Source organism: Methylophilus sp. QUAN (genome assembly GCF_015354445.1).
GTDB lineage: Bacteria > Pseudomonadota > Gammaproteobacteria > Burkholderiales > Methylophilaceae > Methylophilus.
This window is the reverse complement of record NZ_JADKYT010000001.1, coordinates 1,396,345-1,414,272: the sequence shown is the minus strand read 5'-3', so window position 1 is coordinate 1,414,272 and position 17,928 is coordinate 1,396,345. Positions and strand designations below refer to the sequence as shown.

Here is a 17,928-nt window from a genome sequence, read left to right as displayed (position 1 = left end):
GCTCACGCATTAGCTATTGGCAGATTGCAGTTTAAGTTGCCACTGCAACGCAATAGAGCGTAATTCTTCTGTTTCCATGCCTGCAAACTCGCTTTGTCCATCAACGGCGCGCTGATAACGTAACTCACCATCCACCCAGGTATGGGTGACCTGCTCGCGCCCGGCAACGTAAACCAGATGCGAAACAGGGTCAAAGCAAGGCAAACTGTTTAAATCATCCAGTTTTACTGCCACCATATCAGCCTGCTTTCCGACTTCAAGGCTACCCACTTTGTCTTGCAATCCCAAAGCACGTGCGCCATGTAGCGTCGCCATTTCCAGTGCCTGATAGGCAGGCAATGCTTCCGCATTCTGGTCGACCACTTTAGCCAGCAATGCCGCGGTGCGCATCTCTTGCCACATATCGACACGGTTGTTACTGGCAGCACCATCTGTGCCCAGCCCAACATTAATGCCTGCCCTTAACGCAGCAGCCACTGGCGCAATACCACTGGCCAGTTTTAAATTTGAAGACGGACAATGCGCGAGATGCGCGCCCTGGGTTGATAACGTTTCTAATTCCTGCACTTCCAGCTGCACGCCATGCGCCAATACCGTGGCGGGGCCAATGATACCCAGCGCGAGTAAACGCTGTAAGGGGCGAACACCGTATTGTTCCAGGCTTTGTGATATTTCGGCCTGCGTTTCGTGTAAATGGGTATGAATGCCCAAATTCAACTGTTCGGATAAAGTAGAGATTTGCTCAAAAGTCTGGTCACTGACGGTATAAGGGGCATGTGGCGCAAATGAAAAACTGATATGTGAGTCGGACTTATATTGGTCCCGCACCTCAGTACCGAGCCGAATGTAATCATTGGCCGTCGCTGCATAATTGGTCGGGAAGTCCAATACCGTCAGGCCGATATGCGCGCGCATACCAGCACGGTTCACCGCCTCAATCGTGGCTTGCGGAAAAAAATACATGTCATTGAAAGTGGTCACGCCGCCACTCAACATTTCTGCACTGGCCAGCAAGCTACCATCATGCACAAACGATCTGGAGACCCAGCGCTTTTCTGCTGGCCAAATATGGTCATTCAACCACGGCATCAATGCATAATCGTCCGCATAGCCTTTTAACAGGTTCATGCTGCTATGTGCATGCAGATTAATCATGCCTGGAATCAAGGCATGTTGAGAACAATCTACCACTGGCCAATCGGCCGCCCATGCCGGAATGTCGGCTTTGGGCACTATGGCTTTAATTTGACCTGCTTCCACCAACACTGCATGTTGCTCTAACAGGGTATGGTTCGCATCTACCGGAATCACCCAGCGTGCTTTAATAATAAATTGTGTATCAACCATAGCTGGATTATAACTGAGGCAGGCAGACAAAATGCTGACTCAACACAACAGGTATAAAAAAAGCCACGCTGACGCGTGGCTTTTTTATTCAGACTTAAATCTGATTATTGGCAACCAACTTGTTTAGTGCCTTCAGCGCGGATGTCAACGCGGCGGTTAGGTTGCAAGCAAGAAATCAGTTTTTTGCTTACTTTTTTACCTTCGCATTGAACCACTGGCTCAGTTTTACCTTTACCTTCAGAAGTGATGATATTGCTATCAACACCTTGAGCGATCAGGTAGTCAGCCACTTGTTTAGCACGACGCTCAGACAACTTCTGGTTGTAAGCATCAGAACCAATACGGTCTGTGTGGCCTGTGACGATCACAGCAGTAATTTCTGGGTTAGCTTTGATCTTGGCAGCTGTTTCTTCCAGAACTTTACGGCCTTCTTCACGCAGGTTAGCCTTGTCGAAACCGAACAGTTTTTCAGCACTCACTGTTACTGTTTCGTTTTGTGGCTTACATACTGGAGCTGGTGCTGGTGCTGGTGCCGGAGCAGGTGCTGGCTCAGCAGCCGCCAATGGTGCTGGTGTTGGCTCTGGTGTTGGCTCTTCAACCACTGGAGCAGGTGCGCCAAAGCGGAAGATACCGCCGATGTTGAACAGTGTGTTGCCGATTGTTTCGTCAGCATCTACTGTACGAGCAGCGTTACGTGCATCCGCACGGCTCCATTGGTGACGCAAATCAGCCTGAACACCGAACTTGTCGCTAAACAAGTATTGTGCACCCAGACCTACGTTAGCCATCCAAGAAGTATTTGATTTGTCTGACAGACCAACGTTGCTGTAATCAACGTTGTTACGCGCAGCACCCACACCTGCCAGCAGGAATGGACGGAACTTGTCGCGGCTGAACATGTACAACGCATCCAGACCCAAAGCCGTTTGCTTGTATTTACCGCTTGCGCCAGCAATGCCAGTGTCTTCGTCAGCACGGTTGTAACCCAAACGGCCTTGAATGTCCCAGTGCTCGCTCAGCTCTTTACCGATAGACAGAAAACCGCCACGGCCATTGTCAGCTTCGAGATCATTGTCAGTGTTCATGTAAGTTGCACCTGGAACAACATACCAAGCGCCACGATACATGTCTTCAGCTTGCGCAACTTGCGATGCAAACACAAATGCAGAAGCAATTGCCAAGCCTAAAAAACTTTTTTTCATTCATTGACTCCTTCGTTATTGGGCTTTTTTGCCACATCTTTGAAAAAACTTACAAGTTGAACTATACGCAAACGTCGCTACAGACGCAACCCTAAGTGCCATCTCATAGGCGTATTTATTAGGTTTGAGACCAATTATTCAACAAATTTCTGACACTCTTACAATCAGCTCGTGCACGCGCTCTGCCAATAAGCCTTGCGCTCTTTGTGTGCCTTCGCACAAACCACTGCGAAATCCTAAATAATCAGGGTTCAATTTAGCCAGCGACTCAATGTGTGTTAGCAATAACCCACCTGCAACGCCGACGAATAACTGTACGGCTTTTGCTACACGCACAAAATCAGCGAGTACTGCGATAGACACGATATCTATCAAGGCGTGCGATTTCTGCGTCGTATCGACCATCACCCCCCAATAATGCTGTTGGGCCAGGGCCTGTAACCGCTCAGACATATTAGCAGCCATCAAGCTGGCGGGATGCATTACGGCGATCAACTTGAGGCCTTGTGCTAACCAGGCAGCGATTGTCGGCTGGTAAACCGGCTCGGCCCAGATAGCTTCCGGCAACTTGATCACCTCAACCCCGATTTGCAGGCGGCTTGTAATCATCTCCATGAGGTCATCGACCGTGTCACAGTGATCGCCTACCGTTGCACTGATCATAATATCCTTAGCAGCTGTATGTTGCCTATATCGTTGAATCTCATCAACAATTGCGGTTGAACGATCCAGGTCCAATGCTGCCAGCGCACCATGGCTGGTCTCCTTCAGGTCAACCAAGGGCACACCTGCAGACAACACCAATTGTGCTTCAGCAACGGAATTAACACTGACTAATACTTGCATAGACTGACTCACGCTTGCTGCAGGCCGCTCTGTTGCGCCAAGTGGTTATTGACGCAATCCACCAGCCATTGCCAGGCTTCCAGCTCGCGAGGCCCGGCTGTTTTATCGATGGCAATTTGCAGGTATTGCATTTCCTGGGTGATTTTTTCAACTGGCAGCATATGCAAACGACTGACCAGCACCGCCAGCTCAATCACTGCCGCCTGCGCACGGTTAAAGCCCATAAATGGCGCGTGCGATGCACTTTCGACCACCTGCATCCATAACCTGGGACGCATTTCATCTTCCTCGATCTGCTGCAACCGTAATACATGATGCGCCAAACAATCTTTCAGCCTGACGCCTTGCCCGGTGGCGACAGACTCAGTGGCAAACGCTGCTTTCCTGGCAATGGCCGCGGCAAATACGCGCACATCATCCGTGAGGTTTAATACGGCAAAACCGGTTTGCAAAATATTCTGCAAGGTCGTCGATGGTTTGAAAGGCATGATCAGCACCCTGCCCTCGTGCCATTGAATACCAAATGGCGCGACATGCACATCTCCATCCGCCGAACGGGTCGTCACTATCGTTTCGTAAATCATGAAAATTATTCCGTGCCTGGTGAGGAGTTACCAGGTGTTGTGTTGTCATTAGATTTGGTGCGTGCGTTTTCCAAACGTTCCTGAATGGAAGCCTCGCGATGAGCGACTTTAGCCTGCTTGTTTTGCTGTACCGAGGCCACGCCCCAGTCCAGTAACTCATCCTGCACATAACGTTTTTTAAGCTGCCAGGCAATTTGCGCACGTGCCAGCTCCACGCCCAGATAAAACGCATGCGATGCGTCATCTTGCACGTTAAGCGTTGGATAAAACCGGTAAGGGTCAGTGTCATGCTGAATACCATCCCGATTATAAACATGCACGCCTTGCTCGCTGACCATGATCCTAAAACTCGGGTCTTTAATCTGACTGGCCATGGTCATGATTTCTTCGGCGCTATAAGGGAAAGGCTTACGATCATGCAAGCCTAGCAACCCATTGGAATACCCGCGTGGCAAGCGTTTATCCTGGCTGGCGCGATACATCACACGTCGTGCAACATCGGCCTCGGCCACTGCCTCACTGGCGTGCGGACTGACAGAGGTTGCCAATACCGCATTGATATTCAATTCACTGATCATGCCAAACAGCATGGCATTGACACCAGTGGTGTCTGCATCGGTCAACTCGGTCAGGTTGCCTACCCCCATCATGATGGCAATGTCAGGATATTTTTTGCGCAACTTGTGATAGCGCACAATGGAGTCGGTCAGGCCAAAATGGATAGGATCCAGAATCGGGTCGGCGATAAAACGACGCCCCCGCTTTAAACAATGCTCAATGGCGCGTTGCAAACTGGCAAAGCTGCCAGGCACGGCAGGAATCAAGATTGGCGTAGCCGCCACCTCATCAGCAATCCACAGGCTTTTTTCATGCAGGCTCAGCAAATAATCTGCCCCCGCCTTACCCGCAGCCAGCAAATCCTCTTCGCGCATGGAGTCTACGCTGACCTGGAAACCTTCGGCTTTAAGCGCCTGCACCGCGTCTGTCATATGCGCAAAGGCCTTGCCTGGCAGGCAGCCGAGGTCGATCACATCTGCGCCCTGCTGCCGGAAATGCTCAGCCCTGGCAACAATTTGTGGGATGGTCAGATCAGGCGCATCAACAATTTCGGCAAAAATAGTGACGCTATGCTGCGTCAGGTCAGGGGCTTTACCCTGCTGGCCAAAATATTGCGGCAAGTCTTTCAAGTCCTTTGGTCCACGCTCCACGGGCACTCCCCACTGCGCCTCAAGCGGCGCCAGGTCACCCTGGCACAATCCAGGCAGAATGACCTTATCTATATTGTCAACACTGGGCAAACGTCTTGCAATCAGGGGCGGCGTCATCAAGGCAGCCACGGATACGCCGATTTGCTTGACCTCATATTCAAACGGAGACTGTTTACTGTCAGCCTGGATAGACTGCAATATCTGACGCAGACTGTGTTCTGCCAGTTTTCCGGTGAGAAACAGCAGCCGAGTCATCGCGTTAGTCGGTGATTTGATCTAACACCTGTACGCCATCGTGCAAATGCAGGTCATGCAATGCAGCCAGACGCTGCATGATGGCATCTTGCAAGGCAGCCATGTCTTCTACGACGCTAGTGTCGGTAAACTGCTTCAGCCTAGCCACGTTTTCAAGGTCAATCTGGCGCGGGAATACTTTAACAACATTATCCCGTGGCGCTTCCGACTCTAACTCTGGTGCAGTATCACAAGCGAATAAAATGCTGTGCACGCGCGTTTTACCGGCTTGTGCAAACAGGTTAGTCACCAGGCTATCAGAAAAACCATAAGCCATTTTGGCAATCGTATTAGACGTGGCAGGCGAAATGACCAGCGTATGGTAAACACCTTCATAAAAACGCTCAACTGGCACACTACTGGCGGTCTTATCCTGATACACCTTGTGACCTGTGGCTTCGAGGGCCGCCTGAAAACCATATTGCTGGATAATTTCGGCCGCTGCGCGGCTCAGGTAGATATCGACATCCTGCAAGGTTTGCAGGATAGCCAAAGACTCACGCAGATAATGCCCGGAACCAGTAATTGCCCAGGCTAGCCGTTGTGCACGCATGTCAAACTAGCCTTGTGCTTAAGCAAAAGGATGTTGCAAGACGATGGTTTCGTCACGCTCAGGACCGGTAGACACAATCGCAATTGGCACACCGCACACTGCTTCCAGGCGCTTGAGATAGTGCTGTGCATTTTTAGGCAGCGCATCCCAGGTTTTGACACCAAAAGTTGTTTCAGTCCAGCCTGGCACGGTTTCGTAAATAGGCTCGCAACGCGCCACATCATCCGCACCGACTGGCAGCATGTCTACAATTTTTCCATCCAGTTTGTAACCGGTACAAATATCCAAAGACTCAATGCCGTCCAGCACATCCAGTTTGGTGATGCACAAGCCGGTCAAACCGTTGATACGGGCTGAGCGACGCAACGCAGCGGCATCAAACCAGCCACAACGACGCTTGCGGCGTGTTACGGTACCGATTTCCTGGCCTTTGTTAGACATCTGGTGACCAGGTGCGCCTTCGGTGTCGATATCCAGTTCGCTCGGGAACGGACCACCACCCACACGTGTAGTGTAAGCCTTGGTGATACCCAATACATAGTGCAGCATATTGGCACCGACACCGGTGCCCGCGGAGGCCTGGCCTGCGATACAGTTGCTGGAGGTTACATAAGGATAAGTACCGTGATCGACATCCAGCAAAGTGCCTTGTGCACCTTCAAACAACAGGTGTTCGCCACGCGCATTCGCTTCATAGAGGGCAGCAGAAATATCGGCCACCATAGGCTTCAAGGCCACTGCGTGCTGCATGCTGGCATCGTATTGCTGCTGGAAATCCACCGCAGCCGCGCCCAAGTAGTTGGTCAGCACAAAGTTATGATAGTCCATGACTTCGCGCAGTTTTTCAGCAAAGCGCTCAGGGTGGAACAAGTCATAGACACGCAAAGCACGTCTGGCCACTTTATCTTCATAAGCAGGGCCAATACCCTTGCCGGTGGTGCCAATTTTTTTCTCGGCGCTACGCTTGGCTTCTCGCGCCAAGTCCACAGCCACGTGATGGGACAGAATCAATGGACAGCCAGGGCTGACTTTCAGGCGGTTTTTAACATCCAGGCCACCTTGTTCCAAGGTAGAAATCTCATGCAGCAAATGCGTGGTATCCAGCACAACGCCGTTACCGATGTAACAGTTAACGCCATCACGCACGATGCCGGAAGGCACCAGGTTCAATTTGTACACTTTTTGTGCCGCGCCCTGACCAACCACCAAGGTATGACCAGCGTTATGACCGCCCTGAAAGCGCACCACGCCCTGGGCGTGATCTGTCAGCCAGTCTACAATTTTACCTTTACCTTCGTCGCCCCATTGGGTGCCAATCACAACGACGTTTTTTGCTTGCTTAGATTGTGTCATGTTCAATTAATATCTTGTAAAAACGAAAATAGCGGGCTGACTTATACAGCCACCACTTGCCAGCGACCATCGATCTTTTGCAGAGTGCGGTCACAAGCCAATTCAGAATAGTTCACAGGCATATCGGGCAATGCTTCCACCACAATCTGCCCTTGTGAACGCAAGGTGTCGATTAAAGACAGTAATTCGGGTTCTGCCGCCACCGGCGCCAGAATCCCTTTATTCAGTGTTGCCGGACCCAATGCCTGCAACGCGCCACGCAAATCCAGGCTAAAGCCGGTTGCCGGGCGTGCACGGCCAAACGCTGCGCCGACTTCATCGTAACGCCCGCCCAATGCAATCGGGCCTGCGTAGCCTTTAGCATAAGCGGCAAACACCATGCCACTGTGATAGTGATAACCGCGCAGCTCGCTCAAATCAATAGTCACGGTGACATCATCCGTAGTCAGTGTATTTGCCACGGTTTCCAGTTCTCGTAACGCCTGTTCTATCTCTTCGGATTCCGGCAAAATATCACGCGCTTGGTCCAACACTTCTGCGCCGCCATTCAGCTGAGTGAGTGCGACAAAGGCCTGGCGGGATTTTTCCGGCAGATTCGCCACCAGCTGCTCTACCAGCGTAATGTCTTTTGCCTGCAAGGCGGCTTGCAGTGCCTGCTCCTGCTGTACGCCCAACTGCGCCATATGTGACAAGCTGGCAAAAATAGTGGCGTGGCTCAGGTCGACGAACAATGTGCGCATACCTAACAACTGCAAGGCTTTGACCATCAGGCGCTGCACTTCGATATCACTCTCAATGCCCGCGTGGCCATACAATTCAGCGCCCAGTTGCAAAGGCTCGCGCGTACGCGCTAATCCATCCGGCTTGGTGCGCAACACCGTGCCTGCATAACACAAGCGTGAAACACCCTGGTGGTTCAACATGTGTGCATCAATGCGTGCTGCTTGTGGCGTCGTATCTGCGCGCAAGCCCATCAGGCGCCCGGTCAACTGGTCTACTACTTTAAACGTCGCAATATCCAAGTCATGCCCGGTGCCGGTCAACAATGACTCCACATACTCCATCATGGGTGGCATCACATATTGATAGCCATGCACGCGGAACAAGTCCAGCAGTTGTCGGCGGTAAGATTCAAGACGCGCCGCATCTGCGGGCAATACATCTTCAATATATTCAGGAAGTAACCAATTATGCATCCCGCCATTATACCCGCAAACCCCTACCTAAGGCACGGCTTTAGCAGTCGTGATGGCACGGCATGGTGATAGACAATAAAAAAGCACGCAGGGTTGCGTGCTTTTTCAATTCCAACAAGTGGCTCAACGGTTCAGCCACAACACCAGCAATCCGGCGACCACTGAAGCAAATCCCACAAAACGGATCTGCCCATCGCGCAATTGCAGCAGTTTTTCAAAGGTCTGACGCCATGCCCGGGTAAACAGCAGTGGCATCAAGCCTTCAACCAACATTACACCGCCGATTAGCCACCACCAGTTCATACGGCATCAGGCAAAATTACTTCTTGCCACTGCTACGCATGTATTTGAAGAACTCCGAGCTTTGGTCAAGCACCATCACGTCAGATTTACTTTTGAAGCTGTTTTTATAAGCTTCCTGGCTACGATAAAACGCATAAAATTCCGGGTTTTTACCAAATGCCTGTGCAGAAACCTCGGCCGCTTTGGCATCGCCCTCACCTTTTACCTTTTGCGCATCACGGTAAGCTTCAGCAATAATCACTTCGCGTTGCTTATCCGCATCGGCGCGGATTTTTTCCGCCGCCGCCGCACCTTGTGAGCGCAGCTCGTTCGCCACAGACTTACGCTCGGCTTCCATACGCTGATAAACAGACTCACTCACTTCTTTTGGCAAGTCGACACGGCGCAGACGCACATCCAGAATCTGGATACCCATCTGACGACTTTCCTTATCAGCACGCTGACGCAGGATTTCCATGATCTCGGAACGCTCGCCTGACACCACATCATGAATCGTGCGTTTACCAAACTCGGCACGCAAACCATCATTCACCATTTGCGACAAACGACGCTCAGCCTGCACCTCGTCGCCACGGACTGACACATAGTACTTGGACGGGTCAACAATACGCCATTTCACAAATGAATCCACCAGCACGTTTTTCTTTTCACTGGTAATAAAACGGTCTGGCTCTTCCCAGTTCAGGGTCAGGATACGCTTGTCGTAATAGCGGATATTTTCCACCATAGGCATCTTAAAATAGAGCCCAGGCTCGCTCTTAACCGACACGATTTCACCCAGACGGAACACCAGTGCGTATTCACGCTGGTCTACGGTATAGGCCGAAGAGGTAATGATCACTAATAGAACAAACACCCCGATTAGCAGACTTCCAATATTTCTCATAATGTATTTTCCTTCAGGGCAATCTAGCGGTATTCGCGATCACGGTTACGCATCGCATCACGCGAGCGATCCGAGGTGCTTGAATCGGCTTGCGTCTCCTGTACAGGCTTGTCAGCCGCTGCCACAGGGGCAGATGCCGCATTACCGCCTGCACCGCTCATGCTCATGAGTTTATCCAGTGGTAAATAGAGCAGGCTGTTACCGCCTTTTTGGTCCACCAGCACTTTGCTGGTATTGGCCAGCACATGCTCTTGCGCATCCAGATACAGGCGTTGACGGGTTACTTCTGGCGCCTTGTTATATTGCGCCAGAATCTGCTCGAAACGGTCAGCGTTACCCTTGGCTTCATTTTCTACACGCAACTTGTAACCTGCAGCCTCTTCAGACAAGCGGGCGGCGGTACCGCGCGCCTTAGGAATCACGTCATTCGCGTAAGCCTGGCCTTCATTTTTCTGGCGTTCCAGATCCTGTTTGGCTTTGACCGCATCGTCAAACGCCGCTTGTACCTGTTCTGGCGGCTGCGCATTCTGCATGGTCACGTTGACAATATTGATACCGGATTTATACCTGTCCAGCATTTCCTGCATGAGTTTTTTCGCTTTGGCAGCCACGTCATCACGGCCTTCATACAGCACAAAGTCCATTTTGCTCTTACCAACGATTTCACGAATCGCGGTTTCTGCCACGCCACGCACACTCTCTTCAGTAGAACGGTTGCTAAACTGGTAATCCTCCACCGACTTCAGGTTATATTGCACCGCTACCTGCAAGTCGATGATGTTTTCATCATCTGTCAGCATCAGTGACTCCCGTAGCTCTTTGCTGCGGCCAGATTCGCTATCAAATGAGCGATAGCCCATTTCTATGGTACGCACCTGCTCCAGGTTGACGTTTTCTATGGTTTCAATCGGGAACGGCAAATGCCAGCGCGGACCAGGCATGGTGGTTTCCACATGCTGGCCAAAGCGCAATACCACGCCACGTGAACCCTGGTCGACAATATAGAAACCTGAACCTAGCCAGATCAAGGCGACTAAACCAAGAATTGGGGCCACTGGCAATGGTTGTGGTGCAGGCGCCGTACCGCGCGGGCCACCTTGACCGCCCTTATTGCCAAACAAACGATTCAGCTTTTGATTCAAATCCTTGAATACCTCATCCAGGTCAGGCGGGCCTTCGTTATTCTTATTCCAAAAGCCGGGGAATTTTCTCATGCTAGTACTCCGTGTTTTTTGATTTTTTAAACATAAGCACTTTCTTCCGTGCTCAGTTTTTTCAAATATTGCTGATGTTGTAACAGCGCCTGGCGCAAATCCTCAATACCAGTACCCTCTCGTGCCGAGACACGCACCGTACGGATGTTACCATATTCGTCCAGATCGACTCCGGGCGCCATGCCCATGCGGTCAATCTGGTTCAATACCAGAATCTGTGGGACATTAGCCGCGCCAATCTCGTTCAGCACAATATTAACCTGCTCAATCTGATTGTCGCGATTCGGGCTGGCCACATCGACAATATGCAGCAACAAATCCGCCTGCGCCGCTTCTTCCAGCGTAGCACCAAAGGCTTCAATCAAGGTGGTAGGCAAATGCTTGATAAATCCAACTGTGTCAGACAACACCACAGGATAGCCATCAGGCAGGTGCATTTTGCGCGAGGTAGTATCCAATGTGGCAAAGAGTTGGTCCGCCGCATAGACACCAGAATGCGTCAAACGGTTAAACAAGGTGGATTTACCGGCGTTGGTGTAGCCAACCAGCGACACTGTCATCAGGTTAGAACGCTTGCGCGCACGCCGCTGCATACCTCGCTGCTGTTTAAGCTTATCCAGTTTTTCACGCAACTGCTTGACGCGTACACGCAGCATACGCCTGTCCAGCTCCAACTGCGTTTCACCTGGACCACCACGCACACCGATACCGCCTTTTTGACGTTCAAGGTGCGTCCAGCCGCGCACCAGCCGTGTCGACAAGTGCTCCAGTTGTGCCAGTTCGACCTGTAACTTACCCTCGTGCGACTGCGCGCGCTGGGCAAAAATATCCAGAATCAGGCCGGTGCGGTCGACCACGCGTGCTTCGAGCAGTTTTTCCAGGTTGCGTTGCTGTGAGGGGCTCAAGTCATGATTAAAGGCAGCCACCTTGCTATCATGTGCTGCTAATAAGGTCTTGAGCTCATCAGCTTTACCAGAGCCGATGAAGTATTTAGGATCGGGAGCCTGACGCTTGCCTTCCAGCGTCGCTGAGATATTCAATCCGGCAGTGCCGGCGAGGTGGCGGAGTTCTTGCAAACTTTCTTCGTAGTCAGCATCACCAAAGTTGACGCTGACCAGAACGACGGCATCTCCGCCGCTTGGTCTATCAAACATGCATTAAGATTCTTGTGCTGTTTCGTGTGGCGCCAAACTCACTGGACGCGCTGGAACAATGGTTGAAATCGCGTGTTTGTATACCATCTGGGTCACTGTATTTTTTAACAAAATCACATACTGGTCGAAAGAGTCGACTTGACCTTGCAGCTTGATACCATTAACCAGATAAATAGACACTTGCACGTGTTCTTTTCTTAAGGCGTTCAGAAAAGGGTCTTGTAACATTTGGCCTTTATTATTCATAGAATTGCTCCTTGTTTGTTTTAATCGTATTGGAGTTTTTATTATCTTGAACACCAATCCATCATAATGACTATGATTGTACTAATTTGTTCCAATTTCAATCCCCGCACCTTATTTTTTTGGAAATAATGCGCGAATACGCTGCAAACAGGCCTCTTTACCCAGAATAGACATCACCTGATCAATACTGGGTGATTGTGCGATACCGATTAAAGCGACCCGCAATGGCATGGCCAGCTTGGGGAACTTGATCTGCTGCTCAGCCACGACCTGATTTAGCGCATCGTGTAAGTTATCGGCAGTCCAGTCGGAATCTTGAGTCTTCTCCAAGAAACTTTCGATAGTCGCAGCCGTTTCTTCCTGGATATGCTTGGCGGCATCTGCTTCATTGATGGCAGGTACCTGGTAGAAGAACGCAATTTCTTTCGCCAGTTGATTCAGGTTATTGGCGCGCTCACGGTATAAATTCAGCACCGCCAGCAAGTCTGGCGATTGCGTTTCCGTGATACCCAGCGCAGCCAGGCGCGGCTTCACCTCATCCGCAATTTGCTCTAGTGGCAAGCTTTTAATGTAGTGCGCATTGAGCCAGTTAAGTTTTTCGGTATTAAACTGCGCAGCCGATGGCGTGATATGGTCGAGGTCAAACCAGGCACAGAACTGCTCCATGCTGAATACTTCATCATCGCCATGTGACCAGCCCAGACGCGCCAGATAATTGAGCACCGCTTCACGCAAGTAACCGTCCTCGTGATACTGGATCACACTGACGGCGCCATGGCGCTTAGATAATTTCTGGCCATCATCACCGAGGATCATGGACAAATGCGCATATTGAGGCACTTGCGCGCCCAAAGCCTGCAACATATTGATCTGACGCGGCGTGTTATTAACATGGTCATCCCCGCGGATCACCTGCGTCACGCCCATTTCCCAGTCATCGACGACCACACAGAAGTTATAAGTGGGCGTACCGTCAGCACGTGCAATAATCAGGTCATCCAGCTCGGCATTGGCAATTTCAATGTGGCCTTTCACCATATCATCCCAGGCCACCACGCCGGTGGTCGGGTTTTTAAAACGCACGACTGGTGGTATATCTTTGGGTGCTTCAGGCAAAGTCTTGCCTGCTTCCGGGCGCCAGCGGCCATCATAGCGCGGCTTTACGCCCTGCTGCATTTGCGTTTCACGCAAGGCATCCAGTTCTTCTTTGCTGCAATAGCAATAGTAGGCATGACCGTCATCCAGCATTTTCTGGATGATTTTTTTGTAAGTATCCATGCGCTGCATCTGGTAAAACGGGCCTTCGTCATGGTCCAGTTGCAACCAGGCCATGCCATCCAGAATCGCCTGCACCGCTTCTGGCGTTGAACGCGCGACATCGGTATCTTCAATCCGCAGGATAAACTGTCCGCCATGGCGCTTGGCATACGCCCATGAAAACAAGGCAGTACGTGCGCCGCCAATATGAAGGTATCCGGTAGGACTGGGTGCAAAACGGGTTTTAACAGCTTGTGACATAATGAATCTCTAAACGCTCAAGCTTGCCATTTTAACATGGCAGCCGCTCTCCTGCCTGACTGCGACTTTGCTGCAAAATGGCGGCAGCCAGATTGAAGCCCACGCGCAAACGCGATATGATGCAGCCATGACGCAACTCCTCTCTTCCAGCAGCGATATTCATGTCGGCGAGCTTTATGGCAAACCTGCCGCACCTGGCCAAACCACTGCGATTTACCACGTGGTTGCCGTGCACAAGCTAGGGATCACCTTGCAAAATATGGATAACCCGCTGAGCCAGTTTGAGACCACCGCCAGCAAGTTGCTGCAATCTGGTTATGTTCGCTTAAGCCAAACCCCTTATGTCAACCTGCAACAGGCTGGCAAACGCAAATCCGCACAACAAAAGCTCAAGCGCTGCCCATTTACGCTAGATGTATTTGCCGAGCGCGCCGATTGCGAACGACCAGCAGTGGTTGCCTGAGCGACATCAACAATAAAAAAATGCCGCAATAGCGGCATTTTTTACGACTGAGTCCAGCGGACAACATCCTGACTTGGCTAAGCCTCTGGCGGCGCACCAATCAAGTCGTGACCTTGCGAGTCCACAATCTGCACATCCACAAAGTCGCCCGGATTCAATCCATCGGCATCCTGCAAGTAAACAATACCATCAATTTCTGGCGCATCGCTTTTCGTGCGCGCGATAGCAATGACATTGCCTTCGTCGTCTTCAGTCAGCTCATCCACCAGCACGGTTTGCAGGCTACCAATCTTGGCGGCCACCTTGGCTGCACTGATACGCTCCTGCACTTCCATAAAGCGGCTTAAACGCTCCTGCTTGATTTCTTCAGCGACTTGGTCTGGCAAAGCATTGGCGACAGCACCATCGACGGCAGAGTAGGCAAAACAACCTACGCGGTCGAGTTGTGCTTCTTCCATAAAGTCGAGCAGCATTTTAAAGTCATCTTCAGTTTCCCCTGGGAAGCCGACAATAAAGGTACTGCGGATCGCAATGTCAGGACAGATATCGCGCCATGCCTTGATACGCGCCAGGTTGTTTTCGCTGCTGGCCGGGCGTTTCATGGACTTGAGGATACGTGGGCTGGCATGCTGCAAAGGCACATCTAGATAAGGCAAAATGGCACCTTCGGCCATCAGCGGAATCACATCATCCACATGCGGGTATGGATACACGTAATGCAGGCGCACCCACACCCCCAACTCACCCAGTGACTTACTGAGCTCAGTCATATGGGTTCTGACCGGGCGGCCGTTCCAGAAGCCTTTACGGAACTTCATATCCACGCCATACGCTGACGTATCTTGTGAAATCACCAAGATTTCGGACACACCAGCATTCACTAGGCTTTCAGCTTCATTGAGCACATCGCCAATCGGGCGGCTGACCAGGTCACCACGCATGCTAGGGATAATACAGAAGCTGCAACGGTGGTTACAGCCCTCTGAAATTTTGAGGTAAGCATAATGCTTGGGCGTCAGGCGGATACCTTGCGGCGGCACCAGGTCTGTATAAGGATCATGAGGTTTCGGTAAATGCGTATGCACGTGACCCATGACTTCTTCCAGCGCATGCGGGCCAGTCACCGCCAACACACTCGGGTGTGCACCGGTGACCACGTCTTTTTTAGCCCCAAGACAGCCAGTCACAATCACTTTACCGTTCTTGTTGAGCGCTTCACCAATCGCATCCAGTGATTCCTGCACAGCAGAATCAATAAAGCCACAAGTGTTGACCACGACCAGGTCAGACTGCTCATAGCTATTACTGATTTCATAGCCCTCAGCACGCAGCTGGGTCAAAATGCGCTCGGAATCAGACCCGGCTTTTGGGCAACCCAAGGAAACAAACCCGACTTTAGGCGAACTTTGCATAATGATTCTCTCTTAACCTTCTACCAACCATTTGGTGACAGCGACCGACGCCACACCCAACACAATTAACAATAACTGACTCAGGGTGTCGCGCAACGCGGTGCGTTTATGCAAACCCGGAATCAAATCAGCCACAGCCACGTAAAGCATGCTCGCCGCTGCCAGGCTTAAAATATACGGTACCCACTGCTCAACCAAATTCAGTGCCAGATAGGCAATCAGCCCGCCTGCCAGCGTGGCCAGGCTGGAAGCGATATTAAACAGGAATGCTTTTTTCTTGCTGTAGCCAGAGTGCAGCAAAATCAGGAAGTCGCCTACCTCTTGTGGAATCTCATGCGCAATAATCGCCAATGCCGTCACCAACCCGACTTGCATATCCACCATAAAGGCTGCACAAATCAGGATACCGTCGACAAAATTATGGAAAGTATCGCCAACCATAATCATCAAGCCACTACGGCCACCATCGTGCACATGACCATGATGATGCCCAACCACCTGCGCTGGCACAGCCTGCGGCAATTTAAACTTGATTGCGCCTTGCGGCTTTTTGCTGGCCTGCTGCTCTGGATGTAACTCCGGGCAATGTGCTTCATCATGCATGGCATGCATTTCACAGTGCTCACCGTGACAATGGCGCCATAGCACCAGTTTTTCCAGGGTAAAGAACAACAACACGCCGAACAGCATGGTGGCGGTCATCGCTTCTATATTAGGGCTAGTTTCAATCGCATGCGGCAAGATTTCGAGAAACACCGCAGCCAGCAAGGCACCAATGGCATAACTTACCAACAAAGGCACCCAATGCTTCTTGGCATTGAGCGCAAATATAGCTGCGACACAGACGCTTAAGACTCCGCCCAGCAAGCAAGCCAGCACCATGCCGGTGAGCGGTGAAATCGTTGAAAATAATGAAGACAAATGAGCCATGCCGTGTTTATTGCGGGAAGCCGCGCATTATACGTGAGTTATCAAAAAAACAAAGCATAAACAAACAGTTATGCTTTATCAGTCGCCAGGGACTATCAGGCTATTAAGCCTTAAATAAACTGCGCCACAATATAGCCAATGACAATGCCGATCAACAAAGCCATGGTCAGCCCACGATACGTCAGCACGTCACGGGAATAACCGCGGCGAATGGCGATATAGGACACCAGGTAGCCCATGGCATTAAGCAACCAGATAAAACCGAAACTGAGCACTTTAACGATAATGGGGCCAATGAGTGGCACCAGGCCAATAATGCCTACCAGCCAGACAAATAGCCCTGTCACCAAACCAACCAGCACGGCCACACCCGCTAATACGCGGGCATCCCAATCCAGATACATGCCGCCAGCGATTAATGCCGTCAAGCCTACTACCAGCAAGATATTCGGCCAGACGCGCTGACCGCTCAACAAAGGGTCGACACCCGTACTAAAGCTTGCCGGATGGCGTCGAACACGTAATCGTTTGAGCATAGTAGAAGCGTCTATAAAGTTGAGATTAAACCAGCAAGGTCCTGCACCTTGGCACAGCTATGCCAATGTGGTTTGCGCATGGCGACATCTCCCGCATAACCCCAGCTCACCAATGTAAAATCCATCTGGTTGGCATCGGCCGACATCCCATCCTCCAGGCGATCACCAATATACAAACACTCTGCTAGCGCCAGGCCGTTCTCAGCCACCACCCGCCCTATCATCTCGGCTTTGGATTTAAGTGGTGGATTAAAATAATCCAACGCATACACGCCCGTGAAAAATCTCTGCCAGCCCAAATGCGCCATGATTCTTTCAGTCGGGTAAAAGCGCTTATTGGTCGCAATATATAACTGGTAGCCCTGTGCTTGCAGTTGCTGCAACATGGCTGGCACGCCGTCAAACACCACTGACTGCAAACAGCCCGAGCTGTCGTAATGCTGCTTGAAAGCCGCTGCCAGTGTGTTTAATAAGGTAGTATCCTCGCTACCTGAAAGCCGCTTCAGCGTTTCCATCAGCGGCGGTCCGATCACATCATGCGTCAACGGTGCTGCCAAAGGCGTATTCGTGGTACTGAACGCCAGACCAAAACAATGTAGGATACTTGGCGCAGAATCAATCAATGTGCCGTCTAAATCAAAAATTAAATGCTGTTTCATAAACAATCGTTTTTATTAATATTG

Annotated in this window: 19 protein-coding genes; 1 reads left to right on the top strand and 18 read right to left on the bottom strand. The window is 51.0% G+C overall.

What is annotated here, in order from left to right; translation table 11 throughout:
- Positions 1–9 precede the first annotated feature (9 nt).
- The 14 genes from INP79_RS07010 to gltX all read right to left on the bottom strand — a co-directional run bounded on the left by INP79_RS07010 (position 10) and on the right by gltX (position 13,904).
- The gene (locus INP79_RS07010) at positions 10–1,347 is read right to left on the bottom strand and encodes a TRZ/ATZ family hydrolase (RefSeq protein ID WP_194753486.1); all 1,338 of its coding nucleotides are present in this window, start codon (positions 1,345–1,347) and stop codon (positions 10–12) included.
- A gap of 104 nt (positions 1,348–1,451) precedes the next feature.
- Complete coding sequence (locus tag INP79_RS07005) at positions 1,452–2,549, bottom strand: OmpA family protein (protein WP_194753485.1); 1,098 nt, start codon at positions 2,547–2,549, stop codon at positions 1,452–1,454.
- A 138-nt stretch (positions 2,550–2,687) separates the two neighbouring features.
- Entirely contained in the window at positions 2,688–3,395 is a 708-nt protein-coding gene (locus tag INP79_RS07000; protein ID WP_194753484.1) for a (5-formylfuran-3-yl)methyl phosphate synthase, read from the bottom strand.
- 8 nt (positions 3,396–3,403) lie between these two features.
- Positions 3,404–3,979, bottom strand: a complete 576-nt coding sequence (locus INP79_RS06995; protein ID WP_194753483.1) for a DUF447 domain-containing protein — start codon at positions 3,977–3,979, stop codon at positions 3,404–3,406.
- 5 nt (positions 3,980–3,984) lie between these two features.
- Positions 3,985–5,442: a DUF6513 domain-containing protein gene (locus INP79_RS06990; protein WP_194753482.1), complete on the bottom strand. Its 1,458-nt coding sequence runs from the start codon at positions 5,440–5,442 to the stop codon at positions 3,985–3,987.
- Positions 5,443–5,446: 4 nt separating this feature from the next.
- Positions 5,447–6,034, bottom strand: a complete 588-nt coding sequence (locus tag INP79_RS06985; protein ID WP_194753481.1) for a flavoprotein — start codon at positions 6,032–6,034, stop codon at positions 5,447–5,449.
- 18 nt (positions 6,035–6,052) lie between these two features.
- Positions 6,053–7,387: an adenylosuccinate synthase gene (locus INP79_RS06980; protein WP_194741849.1), complete on the bottom strand. Its 1,335-nt coding sequence runs from the start codon at positions 7,385–7,387 to the stop codon at positions 6,053–6,055.
- 41 nt (positions 7,388–7,428) lie between these two features.
- Entirely contained in the window at positions 7,429–8,583 is a 1,155-nt protein-coding gene (locus tag INP79_RS06975; RefSeq protein WP_194753480.1) for an ATP phosphoribosyltransferase regulatory subunit, read from the bottom strand.
- Positions 8,584–8,706: 123 nt separating this feature from the next.
- A complete protein-coding gene (locus INP79_RS06970) occupies positions 8,707–8,886 on the bottom strand; it encodes a DUF2065 domain-containing protein (protein WP_194753479.1) in 180 nt (59 codons plus the stop codon).
- A 16-nt stretch (positions 8,887–8,902) separates the two neighbouring features.
- Complete coding sequence (gene hflC / locus INP79_RS06965; protein WP_194741846.1) at positions 8,903–9,772, bottom strand: protease modulator HflC; 870 nt, start codon at positions 9,770–9,772, stop codon at positions 8,903–8,905.
- Between the two features lie 23 nt (positions 9,773–9,795).
- Positions 9,796–10,986 (bottom strand): FtsH protease activity modulator HflK, encoded by a 1,191-nt coding sequence (gene hflK, locus INP79_RS06960; protein ID WP_194753478.1) that lies wholly within the window; start codon positions 10,984–10,986, stop codon positions 9,796–9,798.
- A 26-nt stretch (positions 10,987–11,012) separates the two neighbouring features.
- Positions 11,013–12,140, bottom strand: a complete 1,128-nt coding sequence (hflX, locus tag INP79_RS06955) for a GTPase HflX (protein ID WP_194753477.1) — start codon at positions 12,138–12,140, stop codon at positions 11,013–11,015.
- A gap of 3 nt (positions 12,141–12,143) precedes the next feature.
- On the bottom strand, positions 12,144–12,386 hold the full coding sequence (gene hfq, locus INP79_RS06950) for an RNA chaperone Hfq (protein WP_019882148.1): 243 nt from the start codon (positions 12,384–12,386) through the stop codon (positions 12,144–12,146).
- Between the two features lie 111 nt (positions 12,387–12,497).
- A complete protein-coding gene (gltX, locus tag INP79_RS06945) occupies positions 12,498–13,904 on the bottom strand; it encodes a glutamate--tRNA ligase (RefSeq protein ID WP_194753476.1) in 1,407 nt (468 codons plus the stop codon).
- Positions 13,905–14,031: 127 nt separating this feature from the next.
- Between gltX and INP79_RS06940 the strand changes: the two genes are divergently transcribed.
- Positions 14,032–14,367, top strand: coding sequence for a hypothetical protein (locus INP79_RS06940; protein WP_194753475.1), 336 nt, complete (start codon positions 14,032–14,034; stop codon positions 14,365–14,367).
- A 77-nt stretch (positions 14,368–14,444) separates the two neighbouring features.
- Here the strand turns inward: INP79_RS06940 and rimO are convergent, their stop codons facing one another.
- From rimO to INP79_RS06920, 4 genes are all read right to left on the bottom strand, one after another.
- Entirely contained in the window at positions 14,445–15,779 is a 1,335-nt protein-coding gene (rimO, locus tag INP79_RS06935) for a 30S ribosomal protein S12 methylthiotransferase RimO (protein ID WP_194753474.1), read from the bottom strand.
- A gap of 12 nt (positions 15,780–15,791) precedes the next feature.
- Positions 15,792–16,709 carry a ZIP family metal transporter gene (locus INP79_RS06930; protein WP_194753473.1) on the bottom strand — a complete coding sequence of 306 codons (918 nt, stop codon included), beginning with the start codon at positions 16,707–16,709 and terminating at the stop codon, positions 15,792–15,794.
- Between the two features lie 110 nt (positions 16,710–16,819).
- Positions 16,820–17,245, bottom strand: a complete 426-nt coding sequence (locus tag INP79_RS06925; protein WP_194753472.1) for a hypothetical protein — start codon at positions 17,243–17,245, stop codon at positions 16,820–16,822.
- An 11-nt stretch (positions 17,246–17,256) separates the two neighbouring features.
- Complete coding sequence (locus INP79_RS06920; protein WP_194753471.1) at positions 17,257–17,904, bottom strand: HAD family hydrolase; 648 nt, start codon at positions 17,902–17,904, stop codon at positions 17,257–17,259.
- Positions 17,905–17,928: the final 24 nt, after the last annotated feature.

What these genes read in the sequence shown, in the direction of transcription:
- INP79_RS07005 (WP_194753485.1), bottom strand. Translation starts at nt 2,549, where the DNA reads ATGAAAAAAAGTTTTTTAGGCTTGGCAATTGCTTCTGCATTTGTGTTT.
- hflX (WP_194753477.1), bottom strand. Translation starts at nt 12,140, where the DNA reads ATGTTTGATAGACCAAGCGGCGGAGATGCCGTCGTTCTGGTCAGCGTC.
- INP79_RS06920 (WP_194753471.1), bottom strand. Translation starts at nt 17,904, where the DNA reads ATGAAACAGCATTTAATTTTTGATTTAGACGGCACATTGATTGATTCT.
- INP79_RS06930 (WP_194753473.1), bottom strand. Translation starts at nt 16,709, where the DNA reads ATGGCTCATTTGTCTTCATTATTTTCAACGATTTCACCGCTCACCGGC.
- INP79_RS06975 (WP_194753480.1), bottom strand. Translation starts at nt 8,583, where the DNA reads ATGCATAATTGGTTACTTCCTGAATATATTGAAGATGTATTGCCCGCA.
- INP79_RS06985 (WP_194753481.1), bottom strand. Translation starts at nt 6,034, where the DNA reads ATGCGTGCACAACGGCTAGCCTGGGCAATTACTGGTTCCGGGCATTAT.
- INP79_RS06980 (WP_194741849.1), bottom strand. Translation starts at nt 7,387, where the DNA reads ATGACACAATCTAAGCAAGCAAAAAACGTCGTTGTGATTGGCACCCAA.
- INP79_RS06970 (WP_194753479.1), bottom strand. Translation starts at nt 8,886, where the DNA reads ATGAACTGGTGGTGGCTAATCGGCGGTGTAATGTTGGTTGAAGGCTTG.
- INP79_RS06940 (WP_194753475.1), top strand. Translation starts at nt 14,032, where the DNA reads ATGACGCAACTCCTCTCTTCCAGCAGCGATATTCATGTCGGCGAGCTT.
- hflK (WP_194753478.1), bottom strand. Translation starts at nt 10,986, where the DNA reads ATGAGAAAATTCCCCGGCTTTTGGAATAAGAATAACGAAGGCCCGCCT.
- hflC (WP_194741846.1), bottom strand. Translation starts at nt 9,772, where the DNA reads ATGAGAAATATTGGAAGTCTGCTAATCGGGGTGTTTGTTCTATTAGTG.
- INP79_RS07010 (WP_194753486.1), bottom strand. Translation starts at nt 1,347, where the DNA reads ATGGTTGATACACAATTTATTATTAAAGCACGCTGGGTGATTCCGGTA.
- INP79_RS07000 (WP_194753484.1), bottom strand. Translation starts at nt 3,395, where the DNA reads ATGCAAGTATTAGTCAGTGTTAATTCCGTTGCTGAAGCACAATTGGTG.
- INP79_RS06995 (WP_194753483.1), bottom strand. Translation starts at nt 3,979, where the DNA reads ATGATTTACGAAACGATAGTGACGACCCGTTCGGCGGATGGAGATGTG.
- hfq (WP_019882148.1), bottom strand. Translation starts at nt 12,386, where the DNA reads ATGAATAATAAAGGCCAAATGTTACAAGACCCTTTTCTGAACGCCTTA.
- rimO (WP_194753474.1), bottom strand. Translation starts at nt 15,779, where the DNA reads ATGCAAAGTTCGCCTAAAGTCGGGTTTGTTTCCTTGGGTTGCCCAAAA.
- INP79_RS06925 (WP_194753472.1), bottom strand. Translation starts at nt 17,245, where the DNA reads ATGCTCAAACGATTACGTGTTCGACGCCATCCGGCAAGCTTTAGTACG.
- gltX (WP_194753476.1), bottom strand. Translation starts at nt 13,904, where the DNA reads ATGTCACAAGCTGTTAAAACCCGTTTTGCACCCAGTCCTACCGGATAC.
- INP79_RS06990 (WP_194753482.1), bottom strand. Translation starts at nt 5,442, where the DNA reads ATGACTCGGCTGCTGTTTCTCACCGGAAAACTGGCAGAACACAGTCTG.